20 protein-coding genes are annotated in these 24,336 nt (G+C 44.1%); 6 read left to right on the top strand and 14 right to left on the bottom strand.

Translation table 11 applies throughout. From position 1 onward, the window contains the following. Nucleotides 1–6: 6 nt before the first annotated feature. The 11 genes from B3V56_RS06360 to B3V56_RS06310 form a co-directional block, all read right to left on the bottom strand. The gene (locus B3V56_RS06360; protein WP_289284077.1) at nucleotides 7–2,097 is read right to left on the bottom strand and encodes a DUF3438 family protein; all 2,091 of its coding nucleotides are present in this window, start codon (nucleotides 2,095–2,097) and stop codon (nucleotides 7–9) included. Beyond that, the gene (locus B3V56_RS06355; protein ID WP_289284076.1) at nucleotides 2,097–2,570 is read right to left on the bottom strand and encodes a hypothetical protein; all 474 of its coding nucleotides are present in this window, start codon (nucleotides 2,568–2,570) and stop codon (nucleotides 2,097–2,099) included. The genes B3V56_RS06360 and B3V56_RS06355 overlap by 1 nt, the downstream gene beginning before the upstream one ends. Before the next feature lie 4 nt (nucleotides 2,571–2,574). Continuing rightward, nucleotides 2,575–3,795, bottom strand: a complete 1,221-nt coding sequence (locus B3V56_RS06350; RefSeq protein WP_289284075.1) for a type II secretion system F family protein — start codon at nucleotides 3,793–3,795, stop codon at nucleotides 2,575–2,577. Nucleotides 3,796–3,813: 18 nt separating this feature from the next. Then, nucleotides 3,814–5,442 carry a GspE/PulE family protein gene (locus tag B3V56_RS06345; RefSeq protein ID WP_289284074.1) on the bottom strand — a complete coding sequence of 543 codons (1,629 nt, stop codon included), beginning with the start codon at nucleotides 5,440–5,442 and terminating at the stop codon, nucleotides 3,814–3,816. A 1-nt stretch (nucleotide 5,443) separates the two neighbouring features. Then, a complete protein-coding gene (locus B3V56_RS06340) occupies nucleotides 5,444–6,535 on the bottom strand; it encodes a type IV pilus twitching motility protein PilT (RefSeq protein ID WP_289281433.1) in 1,092 nt (363 codons plus the stop codon). Then, nucleotides 6,535–7,194 carry a hypothetical protein gene (locus B3V56_RS06335; protein WP_289281434.1) on the bottom strand — a complete coding sequence of 220 codons (660 nt, stop codon included), beginning with the start codon at nucleotides 7,192–7,194 and terminating at the stop codon, nucleotides 6,535–6,537. The genes B3V56_RS06340 and B3V56_RS06335 overlap by 1 nt, the downstream gene beginning before the upstream one ends. Next, nucleotides 7,191–8,939, bottom strand: a complete 1,749-nt coding sequence (locus tag B3V56_RS06330) for a PilN domain-containing protein (protein ID WP_289281435.1) — start codon at nucleotides 8,937–8,939, stop codon at nucleotides 7,191–7,193. Before B3V56_RS06330 ends, B3V56_RS06335 begins: the two co-directional genes overlap by 4 nt. Next, nucleotides 8,939–9,928, bottom strand: coding sequence for a type II secretion system protein (locus tag B3V56_RS06325; RefSeq protein ID WP_289281436.1), 990 nt, complete (start codon nucleotides 9,926–9,928; stop codon nucleotides 8,939–8,941). Before B3V56_RS06325 ends, B3V56_RS06330 begins: the two co-directional genes overlap by 1 nt. Next, on the bottom strand, nucleotides 9,916–10,701 hold the full coding sequence (locus B3V56_RS06320) for a type II secretion system protein (protein ID WP_289284073.1): 786 nt from the start codon (nucleotides 10,699–10,701) through the stop codon (nucleotides 9,916–9,918). The genes B3V56_RS06325 and B3V56_RS06320 overlap by 13 nt, the downstream gene beginning before the upstream one ends. A 205-nt stretch (nucleotides 10,702–10,906) precedes the next feature. Next, complete coding sequence (locus B3V56_RS06315) at nucleotides 10,907–11,965, bottom strand: type II secretion system protein (RefSeq protein ID WP_289284072.1); 1,059 nt, start codon at nucleotides 11,963–11,965, stop codon at nucleotides 10,907–10,909. A 106-nt stretch (nucleotides 11,966–12,071) separates the two neighbouring features. Beyond that, complete coding sequence (locus B3V56_RS06310) at nucleotides 12,072–12,269, bottom strand: hypothetical protein (protein WP_286305000.1); 198 nt, start codon at nucleotides 12,267–12,269, stop codon at nucleotides 12,072–12,074. Nucleotides 12,270–12,504: 235 nt separating this feature from the next. Here B3V56_RS06310 and B3V56_RS06305 point away from each other — a divergent pair, with 235 nt between their 5' ends. From B3V56_RS06305 to B3V56_RS06290, 4 genes are all read left to right on the top strand, one after another. Then, nucleotides 12,505–13,836: a sensor histidine kinase gene (locus B3V56_RS06305; RefSeq protein ID WP_289284071.1), complete on the top strand. Its 1,332-nt coding sequence runs from the start codon at nucleotides 12,505–12,507 to the stop codon at nucleotides 13,834–13,836. Continuing rightward, nucleotides 13,826–14,482: a response regulator gene (locus B3V56_RS06300; protein ID WP_289281441.1), complete on the top strand. Its 657-nt coding sequence runs from the start codon at nucleotides 13,826–13,828 to the stop codon at nucleotides 14,480–14,482. The genes B3V56_RS06305 and B3V56_RS06300 overlap by 11 nt, the downstream gene beginning before the upstream one ends. Before the next feature lie 119 nt (nucleotides 14,483–14,601). After that, nucleotides 14,602–16,296, top strand: a complete 1,695-nt coding sequence (locus B3V56_RS06295; protein ID WP_289284070.1) for an NAD-dependent malic enzyme — start codon at nucleotides 14,602–14,604, stop codon at nucleotides 16,294–16,296. Between the two features lie 155 nt (nucleotides 16,297–16,451). Continuing rightward, nucleotides 16,452–17,006: a PepSY domain-containing protein gene (locus tag B3V56_RS06290; RefSeq protein ID WP_286304995.1), complete on the top strand. Its 555-nt coding sequence runs from the start codon at nucleotides 16,452–16,454 to the stop codon at nucleotides 17,004–17,006. Between the two features lie 72 nt (nucleotides 17,007–17,078). Here B3V56_RS06290 and B3V56_RS06285 read toward each other — a convergent pair whose 3' ends face one another. The 3 genes from B3V56_RS06285 to B3V56_RS06275 all read right to left on the bottom strand — a co-directional run bounded on the left by B3V56_RS06285 (nucleotide 17,079) and on the right by B3V56_RS06275 (nucleotide 21,966). After that, on the bottom strand, nucleotides 17,079–19,901 hold the full coding sequence (locus B3V56_RS06285) for a valine--tRNA ligase (RefSeq protein ID WP_289281444.1): 2,823 nt from the start codon (nucleotides 19,899–19,901) through the stop codon (nucleotides 17,079–17,081). Between the two features lie 146 nt (nucleotides 19,902–20,047). Next, nucleotides 20,048–20,473, bottom strand: a complete 426-nt coding sequence (locus B3V56_RS06280; RefSeq protein ID WP_289284069.1) for a DNA polymerase III subunit chi — start codon at nucleotides 20,471–20,473, stop codon at nucleotides 20,048–20,050. A gap of 2 nt (nucleotides 20,474–20,475) precedes the next feature. Next, nucleotides 20,476–21,966: a leucyl aminopeptidase gene (locus B3V56_RS06275; RefSeq protein WP_289284068.1), complete on the bottom strand. Its 1,491-nt coding sequence runs from the start codon at nucleotides 21,964–21,966 to the stop codon at nucleotides 20,476–20,478. Nucleotides 21,967–22,056: 90 nt separating this feature from the next. Here B3V56_RS06275 and lptF point away from each other — a divergent pair, with 90 nt between their 5' ends. Both lptF and lptG read left to right on the top strand, forming a co-directional pair. Beyond that, nucleotides 22,057–23,187 carry an LPS export ABC transporter permease LptF gene (lptF, locus tag B3V56_RS06270; RefSeq protein WP_286304991.1) on the top strand — a complete coding sequence of 377 codons (1,131 nt, stop codon included), beginning with the start codon at nucleotides 22,057–22,059 and terminating at the stop codon, nucleotides 23,185–23,187. Next, nucleotides 23,187–24,251, top strand: a complete 1,065-nt coding sequence (gene lptG, locus B3V56_RS06265) for an LPS export ABC transporter permease LptG (RefSeq protein ID WP_286304990.1) — start codon at nucleotides 23,187–23,189, stop codon at nucleotides 24,249–24,251. The genes lptF and lptG overlap by 1 nt, the downstream gene beginning before the upstream one ends. Nucleotides 24,252–24,336 lie beyond the last annotated feature (85 nt).

Raw genomic sequence — 24,336 nt, 5'->3', positions numbered from 1 at the left:
GTCCCTTTATTTCATCAAACCAGTCACAACATCATTAAACGGCAATGCTGAAACTAAATACATATAGGTGGTTGAACCAGCTGTGCCAGCTGGGTCAAGCGCTTCGGTTTCAACAGTAGAGGCAAGCCACTTGCCGTTAATATCGTCATAATTGATGTTGAGCACATTGTTAGAGCGGTTATATAAAGCAATAGCCGTTACATACATGCCACCTCGTTGCCAGCTAGCGAGTGGCACGGTTTTGATTCTGTGATCTTTAAAGATGCCTGCAGCGACTGAAATCACATCAACCGGAGAGTAAATATCACTTCTTACGCGTTCAATCTCTGGTCGACGAATATTTTCAGCAGCATATTCACTCATCTGCATGTAGAGCTGTTGTCGTTGCTGACTAGCTGAAGTCGCTGTGATTTCCGAGTTTGGATCTTTGTCTATAAATTGGTTAGGCAATGGCGGTGGATCGGGAAAATCTCGGTTGTAACCTTTATAAAACGCATTATCGGTCTGACGAATATTTTCACTTTGTTCTGGTGTATTGATAATGCGAGGCGTGATGAGTAGAACGGTTTCACTTTCTTCCTCACTTTCAGTTGTGCTTCGGAACAATCGACCGAGAACTGGAATTTCACCCAGCACAGGCACTTGCCGTTGTTGGTTATTTTTTGAAGTGCGAATAAGCCCTCCGATGGCTACGGTTAAGTTATCTTTGGCCATGACCGTGCCTGTCAGGCGTGATGTGTCAATGGTATCGATGGGTAGTTCAAGGGCATTACCGCTATCATCAACAATAGGAATCGACCCACCTCCATTCACAATAGATGAACTTTCTTGCTCAATCTCCAACTCAACGGTTTTATCAGAATTAATACGAGGGGTAATTCTGAGAGTAATACCAATCTCTTCGAGCTCCGTCTCTGTTTCGACATAAGCTGGAGAAACCACAATGCCATTGGCAATGGTGGCTGACTGAAAGGTAAATCCGCGCGTTAATACGGCTTCCTGGCCAATAAAGAGTTCTGCCTCACGATGGTTAGAGGCCACCACCATGGGATTAGATAGCACTTTAAGACGGTTATTACGTTCCAGAAATTCGATATTGGCACGCAAACGACTGTTTAAAAACTCGTAAACAAAGGTGCCTGTGTTTGGCAGTGCATTATTACCAATTAACACCGGTTGTTGAGATTGATTACTGCCAGAAGGTTGTAATTCAAAATTGAAAATAGAGTTAAAGTCTTCACCCAGCAGGACATTGAGGATTTTCATTTCCAACATGACCTGTGGTACGGGGATATCCATACGTTTAACAAGACTGGTGATGGACTGAATCACTCTTTTATCATCGGTTCTGACGATGATCATATTGTGTTCGTTATTGACCGTCACATAGATAGGCTGAGCTTGAACGGTCACTTGTTGAAGTGTTTCGTTATCCAGAACATTTGACATCACGCCTTGTGCATTCGGCTGCGTCAATTGAGCGAGTTGATCGACCGTTAGGTCTGACTGACCAATCTGACTACCAGCAGCAATCAGGTTGTTATTGCGACCGCCGCCACCACTCAGGCTTCGGCTATTTCGAACGCTATTACTGCCACTGCGACCGCTTCGACTGCCACCACCACTTATCGTGCGTTCACCAGGCTCACGTCCCAAGGAGAGCAGAACCCGTTGACCATATAAGTCTTCAATGGCTTCTGCAACGATTTGTACGTTGGCATTAAGCAAGGTAAAAACTTCAATATGATCGCTTTCCCTGACTATCAGATCCTGACTGTATTCTTCTCGCGTCATAATCCGATACGTATTGGTATCGTCATCATAGCGATACCACAGATCACTGATACGGCATATGGACTTGACCGCATCGAGAACGGTTGTATTTTTAAGATGAATCGTAATCCGTTTTTCAGTCGCATCAGGTGTCGCAATGATATTGCTATCACTCAGCTCAGACAGGGTACGAATGACATCAATTAACTGCGTATCACTGTATTCGATCTCACTGATTTTGGCTGCTGCATGTCCAAAACTCATGTACAGAAAATAAAATAAAATGGCTGTTGTTAATCTTGCCCAAAATCTAAGCCTAATCATTATCTAAGTACTCTTACTGTGCCTAATATACCTGTCTCAACAGTGATGCTGAGTCGGTTAATATTTGTAATACGAATTGCATTGCGTGGTTGCGACGGATCAACATTGATTTCATCGCCTTCTTTCACCATATGCACTTTGTCTTTACCAATCTGAATCAAGGCCATGGGTTTATCACCTTCATCACTCTCGATATAACCTTTGAAGATTAATTCAGGGACGGTGAACTCACCTCGACCACGCTGAAAACCAGAACCAAACGCGCCATTGTTTTTCTGAAAGGCTGAGCCATGTTCGCTATAACTTGTCTGTGGATCGCTAAATGGGTCTCTCAACAATGGGCGAGAGATTGCTGCTTGTGTGTCGACCGCCGTCAAACTTTGCCAGTCCGACATCGCAGGTCTCGAATTGGGGTTCGCCGAAGCACTGTGGCTGAGCAAAAACAAGCTAAAAATAAAACAGTAACTTTTCATTCGTTTATCCAGACATGGAGAACATAGATTTGAAAAAGGCGTAATAGACGTAACCCACGATGCCACCTATTAACAGAATCGCGGCAGGTTCTGTTGCTGCAGCAATCGCTTTAGTGATGTTGCGAATCTTTTCTTCGTAAAACTGACCAGCATCACGCATGATGGGAATCATGCTGCCACTACGCTCACCCACTAAGACCATTTGTTGGATGAGTTCTTCGATATAGGGTTTATGAAAGCTTTTCCCCATATCATCTCCACGCAAAATACTTTCAGATGCCGCGATGATATTCCCAGAAATGGCTGTGTTACGGATGAGGTCACCAATGATTTCCAACGACTTCACCACTGAAACACCACTTTGTAATAAGGTGGATAAGCCCCACGTAATCTGAGACATGGCACTCGCCGATATCATTGAGCCAATCAAGGGGATTTTTAATAAAAAGATATCAATGTAAAGGCGACCTTCACGAGTGGAGTAGGTATAAATAATGCCACCAATAACCACAATAAAAACAACCAGTAACACATACCATTGTGTGGTAAGAAAGTTGGCAATGCCCATCAACTGAAGCATTTCCGGCGGCGGGGTTCTGCCACTGCGTTCAAAAAAACCAGCAAACTTAGGAATAACCGTCATCATCATAAAAATGAACACACCGATAGTCATCAACAAGACCACAATCGGGTAGGTCATGGTAGAAATTAACTGTGTTTTAATTTCGTGTTTGCGCTCCATAAAATCTGCAATACGCAGTAGGGCGGGTTCCAGCTCACCACTATTTTCAGCACTACGAATCATATGCAAAGCCATTGGCCCAAAAATAGATTCAAATTGTTCCAGTGCCTGTGAAAATGATTTACCCGAACTGATATCGTCATTAAGCGCATTCACAATCTGACGTAATTTGCCACGTTGGATATGGCTGAGAATAGTTAATGCTTCCGTCACAGAGAGTCCTGAGCGAAACATTAATGCCATTTGCCTGAAGAAAAATACCTTCTGAGAGGTTTTTACCGGAATATAGGTAAGTACCTGATCCCAGACTTGATTAAGGCCTTGAATAGAAACAGCCTGACTATCATCGGCAGCCACCCGAATTTGCGTGGCAAAAATGCCTTTCTTCTGGAGCTTACTGACGACAGCGTTTTGGTCTGCCGCCTGAATAAAGCCATGCTTGCTATCACCCGAACTGGTCAAGCCATGATATTCATAACGCATGAGGTTTGACTCCTATTCTCATGCGGCATCCTCTTCAGAAAAGAGGGTAAGCAAGCCCAGACGACGCATTTCATCAAATGTGGTTAGGCCTGCCAATACTTTTTCTTTGCCATCTTCAGCAAGACTGGTGAAGTGCTTAGCCCGTTTACGTAAAGTGAGTTCGTCTACATTTTCTGTAATTAACGCTTCGACTTCATCATCGACCCAGAATGTCTCAAACAGGGCAATACGTCCTTGGTAACCACTACCACCACATATCGGGCAGCCCACTGGAGACCATAGTTCGACCTCACTGTCTTCAGGCAGGCTGAGCGCTTTTAATTGATCCGCATCAGCCAGGGCCGGTTTTTTACAATGCTGACACAAGCGACGCGCCAGACGTTGAGCGATAACGCCGAGTAAGCTTGAACCAATCAGAAAGGGTTCCAGCCCAATATCTTTTAGTCGAGTCACACTCGATATCGCGGAGTTGGTGTGCAAGGTGGATAACACCAGATGGCCTGTCGTTGCGGCTTTAAGAGCGACTTCACCGGTTTCGGTATCACGAATTTCACCCACCATAATCACATCCGGATCATGACGCAGAAAACTACGCAGGGCAGAGGCAAAATTCACCTTGGCATTCATCTGTACTTGTGAAATACCATCAATCACCATCTCTACGGGATCTTCAGCGGTGAGAATATTAATTTCCTCACGTTGAAGTTGGGACAGGGCGGCATACAAAGTGGTGGACTTACCGCTACCGGTTGGACCGGTAATTAAAATAATGCCGTGTGGTTGTTGGATAATCTCACTGAATTGTTCCAAGGCACTGTCAGACATACCAAGCTGTTGCAAGGTAAATAATTGATTATCGGTACCAAGTAATCGAATCGTGACGCGTTCGCCAAACTTAGTCGGGGCAGTAGCGATACGGAGATCAAAGTCACTGCCCATAGGTGTTCGGTGATTAGCGCCGCCATCTTGTGGCATTCTATTTTCAGCGATATCGAGGTTGGACATGACCTTGATACGGCTAATCAGGGACACACCTTCTTCAGGTAAATAGCGGCGGCCATATTCTTGTAAACTGCCATCAATACGAAGCCTGACCAAGTAGTAGTTTTCCAGCGCTTCGATATGAATATCTGAGGCACGATTGAGATAGGCTTCATTCAGTAGCTCAGATACTTCTGATACCGCATCAAAACTCAGCAGGTTTTGCGAGTGGGATAACTGCTGCAGTTGATAATCCATGGTGGCTTTATCTGTGACGCACAGCTGATAGTCCGCTTTTACTATCCTGCCTAACTGATTTTTTAAAACCGGATTATCTGGGCTATCGGTGACAACAGAGAGTACTGATTTGTCATCGTTAGTGGGATGAATAGGTAGAATACGCAGTTGTCTGCATAGTGTTGGTGACAGGCGTTGTAAACGTTTTTCATCGAGCAGGCATTGTGCGGGACGGATAAACGGGTAGTCATTTAATGCTGCAAAGGCATGGATAAAACGGTTTAGAGGAATACGCAGCTGATAACACAAGGTCGAGAGTTCTTCACGCTGCAAGCGACGTGCTTCCTTGCGTGCCGTTTCATATTGCTCACTGGTGATAAGGCCTTGTTCTAAAGCGGCACTGATCAATGCTTTATCTCTAATCGCCATATTAACGTGCCTTTAATGTTCTTAAGGCTGCTTCAAACTGATCTTTGCGTGATGTCAGTCTGCTGGCAAAATCATGCGAGATAGCACGTTCATGCACCCGTTTTGCTAGAGCATATTCAAAGGTCTGATTCCCGAGAGAACGACCTGTTTCCATAATGGAGCGGATCTGTGAAGGATTATGCTCGCGGATAAGATGCGATACCGCGCCATTAACCATCAAAATTTCATTGATAGGAATACGGCCTTGTTGGTCGGATCGTCTTGCTAATGTCTGTGTCACTACGGCACGTAAACACATTGATAGCTGTTGACGAATGGTGTTTTGTTCATCGCCTGGGAACATACCAATTAAGCGATCGATGACCCCAACTGCATCGTTAGTATGTAATGTGGCAAAGACCAAATGGCCTGTTTCCGCAGCGGTGATAGCCGCATGCATGGTATCAAGATCGCGCATTTCCCCCAGCAAGATGACATCCGGATCTTCACGCATGGCGTTACGAATCGCCTCGGCAAAAGAGGGCACATCCACACCGACTTCACGTTGGTGAATGACGGCTTTTTGGTTGTGATGAATAAACTCAATGGGATCTTCGATGGTAAGAATATGGCAGGGGCGATCTTTATTGATTTCATTAATCAAACTGGCCAGTGTTGTAGACTTACCACTACCCGTTGCACCGGTGACCAACACTAAACCATCTTTCAATTTCACCAATTCTGCAATTTGTGGTGGCAGATGCAGCTTTTCCAGAGAGTGAAACTGACCATCCAACCAACGCACAGCAAAGGCTAAGTTACCGCGCTCAAAATAAGCATTGATACGGAAACGCTCATGTTGCTCGCTACTGTAACCAAAATCACAACTACGTTTATTATGCAGCGTATTCAACTGTTCTGATGACATGATGGCTTCAGAGATAGCTTGTAAATCAAACTGTTCCAGACGTTCAAACTGGGTCTGCTCTTCAGTCAAACCATGTATACGCATCACGGGCGAAGTATTCATTGATAAATGCATATCTGAAGCATGATGTTGAATCATGTAGGCCAGATAGCTTTCGAATTGGGCAAGATGAGAAAGATGTTTCATTACAAGGCCAAGGTCATTTCAATATCGAGCATACGGTTGCCTGATAGGGCAGTGCGATCAGTCGTGTTAATACGAAGACGAGTTAAAACGACGGAATAATTCAGTTGTCCGATTTCTTGTAAAAAACTTTGCAAGGCATAAAAATTGCCCGACACATATAGGTCGTACAAAGGACGTTTTAACTCTCCGCTGGGGGCTTGGCTCAAGGTATTTTGTTTAGCCATTTTGCCTGTCACCATCTGAATCAAATCACCTTGATGTGGTCGTTTGGATATCACCAATAGCCCGTTACGTTCAGCCGTGCGAGTAATATCCGACTGCAATTGAGGGAGAGCGCTGGCATTGGTCAGATCCACAAATACATGCCCCGAACCCTCCAGGCTGGTTTGCTCAGCTTCAATGGTCTTTTCAAGCTTTTTAATATCAGAAGTCTCAATTTTTTTGCCGTTGTACTCGGGGAGTTTGATCGGCTTTTGAGCCCGTTTAATTTGCCGGTCTAACTTTTTATCAATGGAACTAAGCTGGTCTTCAATAATCAGCACTTGTCTATCCAGAGACGCGCCACGGAAGAAAAAATAGGCAAACACAATCAGCACGGCACTGAGTACCGCAATCAATACTTTTTCACGCTGACTGGTATTTTTTAAGGATTCACTCATAACGATGCTCGCTGTTGAATGGTGAACTCAAAGATATAAACACCACTGTAGTTATAGCTATCCTGACCATCGAGTCGGCTTGGGCTATTAAGAATGTATAAATTCAGAGGTTGAAGATTGATTGATAAAACGCGATTGAATTCATCCACACTGTTTTGATCAACGGCACGACCGGTTAAAGTGAACTGATACCAATTCGTTTCATTCAATGAATCGATGATCACGCCATCATTCACGCTGTGGGCCAGAGTTGGCAGTAGCTTCTCAATCACATTCTGACGTTTTATCATCACTGACTGCACCAGCTCTTTTTTGTAATTCAGGCTGTTGAGTTCTTGTTCGAGTGATTTGTACTGTGCGATATTTTTTTCTGCTTTTTTGACATCACTCGCTTGAACGCCCCGATCATCCCCATAGGCGTCGAGTTGTTTCTCTTTGGCGGCAAGCGTGGATTGCAACTGTTGTATCTGCCACTGACGCACACCTTCGTAACCCAGAACAATGACAGGCACCATGGCAGCAGCCATCGAGATACGAAACGCTTTACGTTTATAAATCGGTTCCGGTGGTGGCATGCCTGGAAGAGGCGATACCATCAATGGCGCTAAGCCAAGCATATGTGCGGCACAACCTAGTTCAGCAAGGTGACTGAATTTGCTGTTTTGTTGGGCCGACAATTTGATTGGGCTGGCTTTGGGTAAAAATTGTGGACGCAAGTTGATACCTGATTCCACTACTTCAATAAACTCGACATCCACCCCATCAATATTGGCGACAATCCAATTATCGACTTGAGTAAATTGATGCTCATTGAGTGACTCGATAATAACTTCAGCATCCAGTGGTTGGCTGGAGGCCTTAAACATCATGATATCTTGCAAAACTCCATGCTCAACCACCGCACAAAATGCATAAGCGGGGTGAAACTCAGTGATTAATACACGTTCATCATCTGCATCAATTAAAGGTAAAGTACTACCTGCCATGCTGTAGACATGTTTCAGTTCGAGTTTGGCAAACCCTTTCTGATGACTGAGTTTCTTAAACGCATTGACCCACTGTAAATGCTGAGTGATAGGCATAGCAGAGCACAGGTACGCAGCCTGTGAGGCTGGTTCCCCTAACATCTCGTTATCTAATCCGCCATCGGGTAAGGGACGCCATTGTGTCAATAAACGCTGATCAGGTAATTGCAGTTTTTCCTGAATAGCCAAACATTCAGCAATCTGATCTTGTGTAGCAAAATGCTCTCTTACCGCTATCTCGCCAACGCGCATGGCACTCCGACCGCCATGTTTAACAGAGAGTCTTTTTTCGGTGATGACTAAAGATAGAAGCTGCTCGTACTGAGCGAGATTAATGTAGTGACGCTGATATAAAATCCAGCCCAGATCCCATAAAGGGGATTGATCCGCGACAACACTGTCCATTTCCCATCGCATCATTTCAGCCAGATTCATATCACCTGACACATCTGCACTTTGTGTCATCTCCACACGGCTGGGAATGGTATTGATATGTAATAAAACAGCATCTCGCGGTAAATTTTTGCCAGAGGCATTTTTTAACTGGGTGATCACATCCATCATGGCTGCCAACGGCTCAACCTCGCGTGACGTAGCGCTATGTGTCACGCTTAATTCCTGTTTATTGCCTGTTACAATGCTGGCGTGAAGACCTAAACAATCCGTTTTAAGAACGAGTAATCCTTTACCACTGGGTTTTTTGAGTAATGATTCAAACATCAATTTACCTTCAGTGTAATGGTGGGTTGGGAGGCGCCTGGAATGACTTTGATATAGTCATAGCTTGCCGATGATGGTGCGAGCGAGGCATCTGGATCCACGATCAATAGGTGCTCACCAGCAGGAATATATGTGGTTGAGGCTGTTAATGGAGTACTTTCTTCGCCATCTCTATACCACACGGCAGACTTTGAGCTGAAGCGACCTAATGATAGTAAGCCACCTGATACATCTGTCACGGCAGCGGGTATGTCAGCAGTGAAGTGATAGGTACTCCAGTTATCAGATTCTGCTGAGGCAGTTTGATTTCTAAATACGAGTAAAGCAACGACATGAGAACTCGCTTCTGAGGTATTTGCACTCAGAATGTTAATGTTGAGATCAGCTAAGGTGATTTGCCATTCTCTAGCATCAATGCTTGTTGTGATTTCAGGATAAGCTGAAGTAGAAGGGGGGGAAGCCATTATGGCTAAGCTGGCAGTGGAGCCGCCTTCTGAATTACCAACGACAAGGTTAAATTCATTACCCCAACTGTCTTTTATGACACCATCTGAATCAATGTAGTTATTTATATAAGGGCCAAAGTGACCTTTTCTAATACTAAAAAGGCTCAACTGGCCACTTTTACTAGTTATTTCAAAGTATGGGTGAATAACGTTATTAGTTAGCCAATTTTTTGACCAATTATCGCTATCCGAGAGTAAATCAGCTGTACTCGCCGACGGCAACACACCATTATCAATAATAAAACCTGAATAAAGAGGCATATCGCGATAAGTTTTTTGATGCAATAAAGCATTTTTGATTAAGCGTATCTTTTCTTTTGTTTCTTCGTAACGTAACTGTTGATCTTGTTCATCAATAAATAGCAATGGCGTGCTGGCAACCAAGGCAATAATAAACATAACCAACACTAGCTCAAGCAACGTAAAGCCGCTTTGTTTAGCCTTTAATGATGAATGCGTTTGGTGCGAGGTTAGCGAAGACATAAGACTAGATCATCTCCGCTTGAGCCACACAATTTATCACGTGTGCAATCACCGTCGATTGAACGGTCGCAGCTCATAGGTTCATAGATACCATTTGGGCCCAGGCTGACTATGCGAGGAATGCCATCACCAGGAATGCGTGAGTTCATAAAATCAAGGTCAAACAACAAAAATGGTCGTCCCATTTTGTTTATTCTTGTATCGGCATTGCTTGCTTGTGAATACCACTCAAACAGACAATCTGATGTGTTGATGACAGGACAGTCATTGAAACTTTTAGAAACACCATCAACAACAGGGTAGTGCTCATAACTGTCAGGAATCGCGAGTATCGCTTCGTGTGGGTTTGAATCGATAATTTGAGGGTATCCTGAACCGTTTGTCTTCAGGTCATCACCAATATCCACATACATATACTGGGCTTGTTTTAAATAGGGACCGCGCCAGCCTTGTCGGTAATCTACTGACCATTCGGCTTCACTTACATCGACTTTATTAAATAGAAAATCAAGATCAGCCGGTGTTACACGGTTAGGGGGGAACACAACAGAAATATTTTTATTATCCGAGTAAAAGGCTTCAACCGCTTGCGCTATTTGTTTCATGCTATAGCGGGTTGTTTGTAGTTGGGCATCACTGGCGGTATTACCAAAACTCATAATGGCACTACCGGCCACAATCGCCATAATCGCGACCACAATTACCAGTTCCAGCATAGTGAAACCTGATTGCTTGGATAGAGTGGTATATGGAGACAGGCTTGAGTCAGACATCACAACAGACTTTACTGTTTTACAAAAACGTTTTTAAACAGCAAAAAACAGTTTTGTAAAAAAGACTTTTCGATAAGAAAAATGGTTAACGACATTTGAGTATTCAATCCACATGAACTACAACTTAAAAAGGCTGTGGGTGGGCAACCTCCCACCCACAGCAACTCAGGAGACCTGCTAATCAGGTCATTGGAGTAAGGATGAATTACTCTTCTTGGTTACCACGTGCTTCGGCGATTTCATCATCATAAGCGTCGCCGCCTGCATCAAGAATAGCTACAACTTTAATGTCTTCAATTTCCCACTCTGACTCTTCGTCACAAGTTGTTGAGCCGAATTCATCATCAGCTGTTGAACACTCGCCGATTTGATAAGCAACTGAAAAATGAGCATATTTATCAGGACCAGTATTACCGTCAGATGGTGCACGTGCAATGTAATCACCGATGATGCCTGAGTCAGGTCCAATGCCGAACACAGCCACCACCGCATCCTCTTCAAGGCCTAATTCAGCTGGTTCAGAATAAAATGCTACGGGAATTGTTACTCCAGGATCTGTTACGTTGACAGAGGCACCTGCACCAAATTCCCATTCGTCGTCTTCAACAACTGGGCTACGGAAAACCAATGAAGGTTTGACGATTTCCACGGTCGCAACTGCGTCAACGTTTGCATCGAAACCACCTGTAGTATCAAACATAGCAGCACTATCGCAAACGCCATTATGTGCGTAGCGAATAGAATTAAATCCTGCATCTTCCATTGCGCTAATAGCTCCTGAAGCAGTGATATCAGCGATAATTAATGATTCAGCAAGGTCAGCAGTTAAGCCACCATTCACTCTAGGGATGTTAGAAAATGAACCTGCATCACCTAAGAGCTGTGGGTTAACAATATCTGCAGCAACTAATGTGAATTCGCCATCAGTTGCATCAATACCTTCAACACACATCAAAGATTCTAAATCACCAGGAATTAGACGTTTTTCAGATACACGGTAAACTTGGAATGCTTCTTCCATAGCTGCCATAGTGTGAACAGTTGTTTTCTGTGCTGCTAACTCTTCCTGACCATCCAGAGAAGAAATAACGGCACCGGCGATGATAGCCAGAATGGCAACAACGACTAATAATTCCAGCAGGGTGAAACCGCCTTGTTTGTTTTGCAGTTTCTGTGCTTTTGCACGCATATCAGCATCTTTGATCATTGACACATCAGCAGAACGGAATTTGCTGATCATGCTTTTCATTTGTTTGATGTTCATATATTGCTCTCTTCAGGGTGAGTCTCCGCAGCTGCCCCAAGCAGTCTGTTGGTATGACTTTTTTTATTTAATTTTTAGAGGCGAACCCACTTCGCTCTCGATTCAATTACGCTGACAGGTTTGGATTGTCGATAACGAATCGATACTGCTTCCCGCAGTGAAGGATGACTTCCTTCTGCTGGCGTTTTAGAATTTTCATCTCGACCTTGATATCACCAAAACCATCATGCCCAAGCATGTCGTCAAATAATTCCAGTAGCTTGGTTTTTACTGTGTCAATGTTGGTGTCTGTTTTTTCAGTCATGCGATATTCAATTTCTGTTGGTCGGGACGGGAACGAATAATAAACAGGCAATTTATCCTTGCGTGATAGGAAAAATTCCTTTTGTTAAAAATGGCGTTTGCCATGGTCTATATTTGTCGCTGTGAAATGCTTTTGTGATGTAGTTCATGTTATAGCTTTAGTCGATATCAAGGATGATGGAAGGAATAACTGTGTGATTCAGTATGAAAAATTATTTAGAGCGGAGTTTTGGCCAATGAGTTTGAGGGGACTAATTAATCTGCGCATTGTGATGTCCGTTTTTGTCATCATCTTGCTCGGCGCAAGCATGACTATCTGGCAAGCACGCGAATCCGTCAGGGAAGAGGTCAGTTCTTCTTACAATTTGGCATTGCAAATGGTGGAGTTTGGACTTAACCAATTTACTCGCAACATGCATACGGAGGGGGAGTGGATAGAACATATCAGTCGCTTGCGTGAGACACGCCACTTGCAAATCAGTGTTTATGACGAAAATGGTCGTGAAACAACTCTTTCTCGCCGTGGTGATGGTGTGCAGAGAGCGCGTCCACCAGAATGGTTCGTTTCGGCTGTGATGACAGATACCATTAGCTCAACCTATGAGATTAAACTGCCTAATGATGCGATACAGCGCATTGTCATTACCGCAGATCCACTGGATGAAATCAATGAAGCCTGGGGAGAATCGCTTGTCTATTTCTGGTCGATTGTCCTCATGCTTGGCATTATTTTCCTAGCCATAAATGTGGTGTTTCATTCCATGCTGAAGGCCGTTCAGACTATTTTGTCTGGCTTAAAAAATGTAGAAAGTGGTAATTACGAAGAGCATCTGCCGAGCTTCAGAATCAGTGAGTTTGATGCGATAGCAACTGAGGTGAATAACTTAACTGATGCGCTCAGTGTTGCTCGTCGGAATAATCAGGCATTGGCTCGCCACACCATGCAAATTCAGGAAACGGAACGTCGTCATTTATCACGTGAATTACACGATGAAATGGGGCAATCATTAACCGCGGTCAAAGCGATGGCTGTGGCTACAAAACAGCCTGATGCTGAGGTGAATAAAGTTGCGGATTCCATTATCGAAATATGTAATCACTTATCCGGTGTGGTCAGATCCATGATGCGCACACTGCACCCTTTAAGTTTAAGTGACTTGGGTCTATACGCGACATTGACTGATTTAGTGAATGAATGGAAACGTCGACAGCCAATCTTAAAAATCGACCTTAACTGTGAACCTTCTGTAGACGAATTGGACGAAGAAGTATCCATTCATGTGTATCGAATCGTACAAGAATGTCTGACCAATGTGGTTCGCCATGCCAAAGCCGACAGGGTGAATGTGATTGTTAGGCCGACCAGCATTAAAGATGAACATCGCATTACTATTCTGGTTGAAGATAATGGCGTGGGAGGTGGCTCAACAGGCGATGGTTTTGGATTATTAGCCATGCGTGAAAGAGTGCAGAGCATGGGTGGCGAATTTATTTTTGAATCGACAAGAGGACGCGGCGTCAGAATTCGTGTGTGGATGCCCTTTTTAGAGAAAAAACATGACAAATGAACATAAAATCAGCGTTCTACTCGTTGATGACCATGCGGTAGTCCGGGCAGGGTTTCGCATGTTACTGGCTTCTCAGCCCTTTATCGGCGATATCACCGATTTGAATCAAGGTGAGCTTGTCTCTCAGGAATATGAGCGGCTTCAACCTGATGTGGTGGTGATGGATCTATCTATGCCAGGGATAGGGGGGCTGGAAGCGATTCGTCGTCTGCATAAGCAAGATCCCAAGGCAGTCGTGCTGGTTTATAGCATTCATGATGAAGCGATCTATGTAGAGCGCGCGCTCGACGCAGGAGCCATGGGGTATGTGAGTAAAAATAGTGCGGCAGAAGTGCTGGCTGAAGCGGTCAAAACCGTGGCGGATGGCAAGCGTTATATTGAAGAACAACTCATGCCTGAAATTGATGATGTGCGTCATAACGATATTGAGCATTATCGACAAGTACTGGATTTACTTTCACCAAGAGAGTTTGATGTGTTTTGTCGCTTAGCAAAAGGCATGAATGCCCACGAAGTCGCCGCTGATATGCATCTGGGCTATAAAACCATAGCGAACTACAACACACAGATTAAAAGTAAGTTACGGGTAAACACGGCAGCCGACCTGGCTAATATTGCGGTTGTGTTAGGCATTATCAAACCTTGATGACAGAAGGCCAGATACAAACATATCGAATTTGAAGCAGTTGAGATAAAGCAATGACTTGAACCTGTTGTTGCTTTGCTGTTTAACTGGCTCTAGAAAAACATAAATGAGGTATGTTGATGACCGTGACCAAGCCGAAGGATCCGATCTATATTCCCCATGCAGGACCTGCTTTACTTGCCACCCCGCTGTTGAATAAAGGCACAGCATTTAGTGAGCAGGAGCGTCATGACTTTAACCTGACTGGACTTATTCCAAATCGGTTTGAAACGATCGAAGAGCAGGCAGAGAGAGCTTATCTTCAATACAAAACATTCAAGACGCCTATCAACCAACATATCTACTTGCGTTATCTTCAAGATAACAATGAAACCTTGTTTTACTATTTATTAAAGGCGCATCTGGTAGAGATGATGCCGATTATTTATACCCCAACAGTCGGTGAAGCATGTGAACGCTTTTCTGAGATATATCGACGAGCACGTGGTGTGTTTATTTCTTATCCAGATAAAGATCGTATTGATGAAATTTTGCATAACGTGACCAAGGATAAAATTAAGGTCATTGTGGTCACCGATGGCAGTCGAATTCTGGGTTTAGGCGATCAGGGCGTAGGGGGAATGGGTATTCCCATAGGTAAGTTATCGCTCTATACGGCCTGCGCTGGCATTAGTCCGGCATATACGCTACCCATCATGTTGGATATCGGCACAAATAATCAGACCTTGCTGAATAATCCGCTTTATATCGGTTGGAAACACAAGCGTATTAATGACATAGAATATGATGAGTTCATTGAGTTATTTATCAAAGCTGTAAAGAAACGCTGGCCTGATGTGTTGCTGCAATTTGAAGATTTTGAGCAAAGCAAGGCTTTACCAATTCTTGAGCATTATCAGCATCAACTATGTTGTTTTAATGATGATATTCAGGGTACGGCTGCTGTCACGGTTGGCACCTTATTAGCGGCGTGTCAGGTAAAAAATCAAACATTGTCACAACAAAAAATCGTATTTGCTGGCGCTGGATCTGCCGGCTGCGGCATTGCTGAACTAATCATTCGTCAAATGATGGCGGAAGGATTGGATGAAGCACAGGCACGTGAGCGCGTGTTTATGATTGATAAAGCTGGTTTGCTTGTTGACGATATGGCTGGGCTGTTTGATTTTCAACGTAGGCTAAGCCAGAAATCTCGTATTCGAGAGCAGTGGGGTGTTGATAACAGCACATTAGCATTGGATGATGTCATTCAGCATGTACAACCTACCGTGTTGATTGGTGTTTCTGGACAGGCTGGATTGTTTAATGAGCGTTTGATAAAAAATCTGTTATCACACTGTGAAAGACCGATTATCTTTCCTTTGAGTAATCCCTCTAAACAAATTGAAGCCATACCTGAATCATTGATTCGCTGGACCGATGGTCAAGCGATTATAGCGACAGGGAGTCCATTTGAGCCGGTTCACTACCGGGATAAAACTTACCCTGTAGCACAATGTAATAACAGTTATATTTTCCCAGGCATTGGTTTAGCTGTTATTGCTGGGCAGATAAAACACATTACGCCCGAAATGATGATGGTGGCCAGTGAGGTGCTTGCTTCAGCGTCACCGTTTGTGAATGGCAAGGGCAGTGATTTATTGCCAGCATTAGACAATATTGCTGAGTTGAGTAAGAAAATGGCATCACAAATTGTGAAAGTGGCTCAACAACAAGAATTAGCTCCCTTTATTTCTGATCAAGAACTAGAGCAAAAAATTGAGAAAATCTTTTGGTGTCCCGATTACCGCGAATATAAGCGAGTGAGTATTTAGGAAAAACTTCCTGCCTACCATTTGATAAAATTTCACGAAATAGGAATTTTTCCTGTTCTGTTCAATGGATGTTATAATTTACCTACAAGTTTGATCATTGCTCTTGTGGGTAGAGACTGATCTTTTTGATCTAATCTAATAAGGAGCTCAACACTATGACTTCAATGTTCTTGAAGACCATCCCCGCTGCCATCGCTTTAACACTCAGTTCAACAGCATTCGCTGATACGGACAACTACGACTTAGATGATATCCGTAGCTGGGATATCGTCAAAATTGAAACATGTTTAGATGCGGCATTAGACACTATTCCTGGTCATGCTCGTAAAGTCGAAATGAAAATGGAAGGTGATGATCCTATCTACGAATTCGACATTGAAGCGAAAGCTGATGGCAACACTTACAATGTGGAATGTAACGCTGAAGAAGGTTTCATTACAGAGATTGAGCGTGAAGTGGATGCTAATGATCCTGTTTTCAAAAAATTAGCTAAAATCTCACAAGCGGAAGCGAAAGAGTTCGCTCTTTCTGTTCACCCGGGTGAAGTCGTTGCTTCTGAATACGAAGTGGGCTTTGACGGAGATGCGACGTATGAATTTGATATTCAAAGCATTCATGGCTATGAAGTCAAAGTCGATGTGGATGCAACCACTGGTGAAATTGAAGAAGCCAATATCGAACTGTATGAAATTGGTATGGAAAAAGAATAAGTTAGTTTATTCTGAAATAAAAAAAGCCGCTGTTCATCAGCGGCTTTTTTTTGCTCACAATCAGAGAGTGGGTTAGCTCAGAGCCTTAAGTTGTTGTTCAAGTAAGGCATAGGATTGTTTGAGCTCTGCTAATTTCTCTTTTTCTTTTGCCACGACCTCAGCAGGTGCTTTGGCGACGTAATTTTCATTCGACAGCTTGCCTGAAGATTGTTTGATGACTTTATCCAGCTTCGCCATTTCTTTATTCAGGCGATTGATTTCAGCCTCTTTATCGATCAAACCTTCCAGCGGAATCAGAATTTCCATTTTACCCACTAATGCTGTTGCAGCTGCGGGTGCAGCACCTTCCAGAATTTCAATTGATTCAAGGTTCGCCAGACGGCTCAGGAACTGCTGATTACTGCTCAGAATGGCTCTATCTGATTCAGAAGCATCTTTGAGCAAGACCGGCAATGTTTTCTTCGGTGCAATATTCATTTGCGAGCGTATAGAACGGATACCCGTAATGAACTGCATGACCCATTCCATCTCGGTGACTGCCGCATGATCAACCTTATTCTCATCGGCTATAGGATAAGGCTGACGCATAATCGTCTTACCGTTTACTCCAGCGAGCGGGGCAATGGTCTGCCAGATTTCTTCTGTAATAAACGGCATAAACGGATGTGCCATTCTTAATGTGGCTTCCAGCACACGCACCAGTGTACGACGTGTACCTCGTTTGGCTGCATCAGAAGCGGATTCGCTATTTAATACTGGTTTGGATAGTTCTAAGTACCAGTCACAGTAGCTGTTCCAGATAAATTCATAAATACCTTGAGCAGCGTGATCAAATCGATAAGCTTCAATCGCTGCACTGACTTCTTTTTCAGCGATTTGCAATTGCGAAATAATCCAGCGATCCGCCAGACTGAGTTCCACTTCATCATTGTCAACACCGGTGTCTTGTCCTTCGGTGTTCATCAAAACATAACGCGCTGCATTCCATAATTTATTACAGAAATTACGGTAGCCAGCGATACGATTCATATCAAAGTTGATATCACGGCCGGTAGAAGCCAGCGAAGCAAAGGTAAAGCGCAGTGCGTCTGTACCATGGGGCTCGATGCCCTCCGGGAATTCTTTGCGTGTCGCTTTTTCAATTTTCTCAGCCAGTTGTGGCTGCATCATGCCCGACGTACGTTTTTGTACCAGTGTTTCTAAATCAATACCGTCGATGATATCGATTGGATCTAGCACATTACCTTTGGATTTTGACATTTTATGGCCGTGCGAATCACGAACCAGACCGTGAATGTATACTTCTTTGAACGGCACATCATCCATGAAATGAATGCCCATCATCATCATTCTGGCTACCCAGAAGAAAATAATGTCAAAACCGGTAACCAACACATTACCCGGATACCAGGTTTTTACTGCGTCATCCTCCTTAGGCCAACCTAGAGTTGAGAAGGGCCAAAGTGCTGAGGAGAACCAGGTATCAAGTACGTCTTCATCCTGAGTTAATTGAATGTCTGCAGCGAGGTTATTCTCAGCTCGAACAGCCTCTTCATCATGACCTACATAAACATTGCCTTGCTTATCGTACCAGGCAGGAATGCGGTGACCCCACCAGAGTTGGCGCGAGATACACCAGTCCTGGATATCACGCATCCAGCTGAAATACATGTTTTCATAAGACTTAGGTACAAACTTCACTTTGCCTGTTTCGACTGCTTCAATAGCTGGTTTGGCCAGTGTTTTTGCATCGACATACCATTGATCTGTCAGCATCGGTTCAATGACGACGCCACCACGATCTCCATAAGGTACCGTCAGGTCATGATCTTTGATTTCTTCTAGCAGACCTGCTGCATCGAAGTCGGCGACAATCGCTTTACGTGCGGCAAAGCGCTCTAATCCACGATAGGCTTCCGGAATACTGGCTTCAATGTCAGTATTGGCACTGCCATCTGTATGGAATATTTGTGGAACATCACGTACATCAGCGTTGAGTGTGAAGATATTGATCATGGGCAGACCACAACGCTTGCCAACTTCATAGTCATTGAAGTCATGGGCTGGTGTTACTTTTACCGCGCCCGTGCCTTTTTCCATATCGGCATGTTCATCACCCACAATCGGAATGCGTCGATTAACTAACGGCAATAGAATCTCTTTGCCAATCAGATCCTTGTAACGTGGATCTTCAGGATTCACAGCGACACCTGTATCACCCAGCATGGTTTCTGGACGGGTAGTGGCGACAACGATGTAATCCTTACCTTCACTGGTGGTCAATCCATCAGCAAGCGGGTAGCGCAGATGCCACATATGACCTTTTTGTTCGCGGTTTTCTACTTCCAGATCAGAGATGGCGGTGTGGAGTTTGGGATCCCAGTTAACCAATCGTTTTCCACGATAGATGAGGCCTTCTTTGTATAAATTCACGAAGACGTGTTTAACCGCTTCAGACAAATCGTCATCCATGGTGAAACGATTACGGGACCAATCCAGTGAGGAACCAAGACGACGTAATTGACGCGTGATGTTACCGCCGGATTCTTCTTTCCATTCCCAGATACGTTTGGTGAAGTCATCACGACCAAGATCGTGACGTGTTTTTCCTTCGGCGTTAAGTTGGCGCTCTACCACCATCTGCGTGGCGATACCGGCATGATCGGTTCCGGGTTGCCATAAGGTATTGTCACCTTTCATTCGGTGATAACGAGTCAAGGTATCCATGATGGTGTTATTAAAGCCATGGCCCATATGCAGGCTACCGGTCACATTGGGTGGAGGTAGCATAATGGCGTAGGGTGAACCTTCACCTGTCGGCTTAAACTCGCCAGCCTGTTCCCATTTCTGGTACCAGCGTTGCTCAATTGCGTCAGGGTTGTATGTTTTTTCCATGTGATGTCTTGTCTGTCTGGTCGGTGTACGGGATATACGAACGTAGTCTGTATACGATACAAAATAAACGACGCATTATACCTGCTGTGAGAACATCTGTTCAGGGCAATGTTTGTTTTGAGTTTTTCTAGCGGTAGTGGCGTGGTCTATACGTGGAAAGTTTCGATTTCATAGCCACGTTGTTTGTAAAACTGAAACCGTTGACGACCAGCCTGTTTGCTGGATTCATTATCATCAATAATTTCTGCCACACGCTCAAACTGACTAAAAAATAGAGGTTGTTCTTCTGTCAGGTTAATCATCACATCCATCAGTCTTGGAGGCTGTTTATCCTGATAGCCGATGAGTACAGGGCTTTGATTATCTGTTTGATCAGTCACTTCGTGAGGGACAAAACTGTCTGGTCGAATTGCCCAGAGGGCCGTGTCCATTGACTGACTTTCCTGTTCAGATGCAGTGTGGATATAGATTTGATGACCTTGATGATACGCCTTTTCAGCAAGACGGCAGGCAAATGCCTGCCGCTTGTCTAACTCACTCGATTTGAGAATATAGAAGCTGATTCGAGTCATGGTTACTGATTAGACTCGATGCGATTCAGCAGATATTGAACTAACATCGGCACGGGACGACCAGTAGCGCCTTTGTTTTTACCGCTATTCCATGCGGTACCTGCAATATCAAGATGCGCCCAAGTATATTTTTCAGTGAACCTTGATAAGAAACAAGCGGCAGTAACACTACCAGCCTCTTTACCACCGACATTGGCGATGTCGGCAAAATTGCTGTCCAGCAAGGGTTGATAGTCATCCCACAAAGGCAATTGCCATGCACGATCAAAACTATCATTACCGGCTTTTAACAAGTCATCAGCCAGTTGTTGATTATTCGCCATTAAACCTGTCGTTGTGCTGCCCAAAGCCACAATGATAGCGCCAGTCAGTGTGGCAATATCAATGACGATTTCAGGATCGAAGCGCTCGCTGTAGGTGAGTGCATCACACAAAATTAAGCGGCCTTCAGCATCAGTATTGAGAATTTCGATGGTTTTACCAGCCATGCTAGTGACGATATCACCAGGTTTGTTGGCATCACCATCAGGCATGTTTTCAGAACTTGGCACCACGCCCACTACATTGATCGGCAGATTTAATTCTGCCACTGCTTGCAGAGTGCCAAGCACGCTCGCTGAGCCACACATATCGTATTTCATCTCATCCATGCCTTGAGATGGTTTAAGTGAAATACCACCGGCATCAAAGGTGAGCCCTTTACCCACTAATACGACTGGTTTGCTGTCACCCGCGCCTTTGTATTCCATGGTGATTAATTTGGCAGGCTGGCGGCTGCCGCGAGATACGGAGAGCAGAGAACCCATACCTAGGGCTTCCATATCCGCTTCTTCTAATACAGTGGTATTGATCGAAGCATATTTTTCACCCAAGGCAACTGCTTGTTCTGCCAGGTAAGTTGGGGTACATACGTTGCCTGGAAGATTCCCAAGTTCACGAGCCAGATTCATCCCTGCGCCGATGGCTGCACCTTGTTCAGCTGCTTTTTGGATGTCAGCAGCGTCTTGTTCAACAGAAATAGTGCATGCTAGCAGCGGTTTTTCGACCGATTTCGTTTCAGATTTCGTTTGTGAATATTTATATAATGCTGTTTCTGCATTGCAAGCAATTTGACGTGCTTTCCACGCAGTATTGCGATTATTCACTTCGATATCAGTAAAACTACACACGGCTTTCTCAGCGCCACTTTCATTCAGCGCTACAATCGCTGCAGATGTGGCGGTGTTAAAATCATTTTCTGTTGTTTTTGTTTTTTTGCCGAAGCCGACTAGTAATACTCGAGGGCTGTTTATCTCAGCTAGATTGTGAAGGAATAAGGTTTGTCCTGGTTTTCCGCTAAAGTCACCATTATCAACGATACGCTTGATTTGGCCTTGTGAAGCTTTATCAAGTTGCTGGGCGGAAGGGCTGAGTTCACCCTCGTTGTATATACCAACGGCAATACAATCGGTTTTCTGAGATGCAAGGGCATCACTAGTGACAAAATACTGCATGGATTTCTCCTGTAAGGACAATTTGGTTTAGACTTCGTTATTTTAGTGTGTCAGATAATACCAATCTATTCTAACCAAGACTCTTAATTCATGCGCAACGTTCCACAACAGATTTTTTCCTGGCTATGGGTCATAGACCGCTACATGCTCAAGGAATTTGTGATTAACCTGACGGCAATTACAGGAGTTCTTTGGTTAATTTATATCTCTACACGATTTGCGCGCTACCTGGCTGAGGCAGCCGTCGGCAATATGCCTGCCGATGTTATTTTTAGTCTGCTCGGTTTCAGTTCGCTTGGCGCTCTATCTATCTTGCTACCCATAGCAGCCTTTCTGGGAGTGATGCTCACACTCGGGAGAATGAGTTCCGATAATGAGCTGACAGTGATGGCCGCCTGTGGCATTTCGCGTAAACGAATCATTAGAAATGTGTTGATATTTTCCGGTGTTGTGGCAGGCATAGTTGCGTATCTGTCGCTAACTATTGTGCCTAGTGTCTTGGCTGAACGCTACGAACTTGAGCAAAAAGCTAAGATGTCAGCGAATACGACCGGTTTGGTTGCGGGGAGTTTTAAAGAAAGTCGAAATGGCGATTGGACATTTTATTCTGAAAAACTTAGTAGCGATAAACAGTTAATGGAAAACGTATTTATCGAAATTCACCGCAAGAACAAGCCGCTGATTTTTCGTTCTGATACAGGCCATTTTGAAGTAGATGTCGATACCGGCGATAAATTTCTGGTACTGAATGAGGGTTATCGCTACGAAGGAAAAGCAGGCCAACAAGATTTCACAATTGCAGAATTTGAGTCACACAGTTTGTTGGTAGAAAAAGGCGATGATGGACAAGTCAGAGAACGCCATAAAGCGCTCCCGACCAGTGTGTTATGGCAACGCGGCGGTTTGGAAGATATTGCTGAAATTCAATGGCGAATTTCTGCTGCCATCATGACGCTTGTGTTGTGTATATCAGCTATTCCATTATCTAATGCCGGCCCCAGACAAGGTCGCTATGCGGGTTTTGTCCCCGCCGTATTGCTTTACATTATCTATAGCAATTTGCTTGGTGTGAATCAGGCATGGATTGAAAAAGGCAGTATTAGTGTCGGTGTCGGAATGGTTTGGGTTCACCTACTAATGGCGATGATCATGCTGTTTTTGATGTATAGACAAAAAATCCAACGACTGCTCACACAACAAAAACGAAGACGTCAGCAATAATGAAAATTCTTTCCAGATATATCGCATCTCATATTCTCTCCAGCACTTTTGTTGTGTTATTGGTGCTTCTTGGGCTTTATACCTTTATGGATTTTGTGACTGAGCTAGACGATCTTGGCAAAGGACAATATCAACTTCTCGATATTCTTAGCTATCTAGCCTTAACCATGCCAAAACGTATCTATGAATTACTACCTGTGGTTGCGTTATTGGGTAGTGTGATTGGCTTAGGGAATTTGGCAAGTCAGAGTGAACTGGTGGCTATGCGAGCTGCGGGTATATCAATCAAAGATATCAATAAGTCTGTGATGATCGTAGCGGCTATTCTCGTATTAATAGCGATTGTCGTTGGTGAGGTCATCAGACCAGTAACAGAAGAACATGCCAGAGAATTACAGTCTGTGGCACAGACTGGCACCGTCGGTACGCGTTCTGAGCATGGCTTCTGGACAAGAGATGGTAATCATTTTAATCATATAGAACGTATTAATAGTGATGGAACATTTACCAATATTGCCATTTATGAGTTTGACGGGGCCAATAGATTACGGGCACTGACTAAAGCCAGTAGTGCCAAGTACGAAGATGATGGGTGGATATTAAACGATGTCGTGCAAAGTACTATTGATGAGAATGGTGTAAAAGTCAGTTCGACAACACATGCTCGCTGGAAGTCACAATTGAACCCAGGCATGTTAAATGTGGTGGTGGTGCCGCCTGAGTTTTTGGCGGTATGGAATTTATTGGATTATATCTCTTTCCTTGAGACAAACCATCAGTCAGTCGCTCAGTACGAATTGGCTTTCTGGAGTAAAGTAATGATGCCGCTCAGTACGGCAGTTATGGTCTTGTTGGCTGTGCCATTTATCTTTGGACCATTACGCTCATCACCCATTGGCGGCAGAATTCTGGCTGGCGTTTTGATTGGCTTAGGTTTTTACCTGTTTAATCAAAGTTTTCAGCATATCGGTTTGGTTTTTGGGTTATTGCCTTGGCTGGCCGCATCGTTTCCAACATTATTATTTGCCGGTTTAGCATGGTGGATGAACAAGCGAGTGAAATAGGCTGTTGATAAAACGAATGAATTAATGCCAGAAGAATCTGTCATGAACTGACAGATTAAAGATGGCGTCCCCTAGGGGGTTCGAA

Origin of the sequence: Methylophaga sp. UBA2513 (assembly GCF_002341285.1) — a bacterium.
In the GTDB taxonomy this organism is placed as follows: Bacteria; Pseudomonadota; Gammaproteobacteria; order Nitrosococcales; family Methylophagaceae; genus Methylophaga; species Methylophaga marina.
The sequence above is the reverse complement of the archived record's forward strand: the minus strand, read 5'-3'. Positions and strand labels throughout refer to the sequence as shown.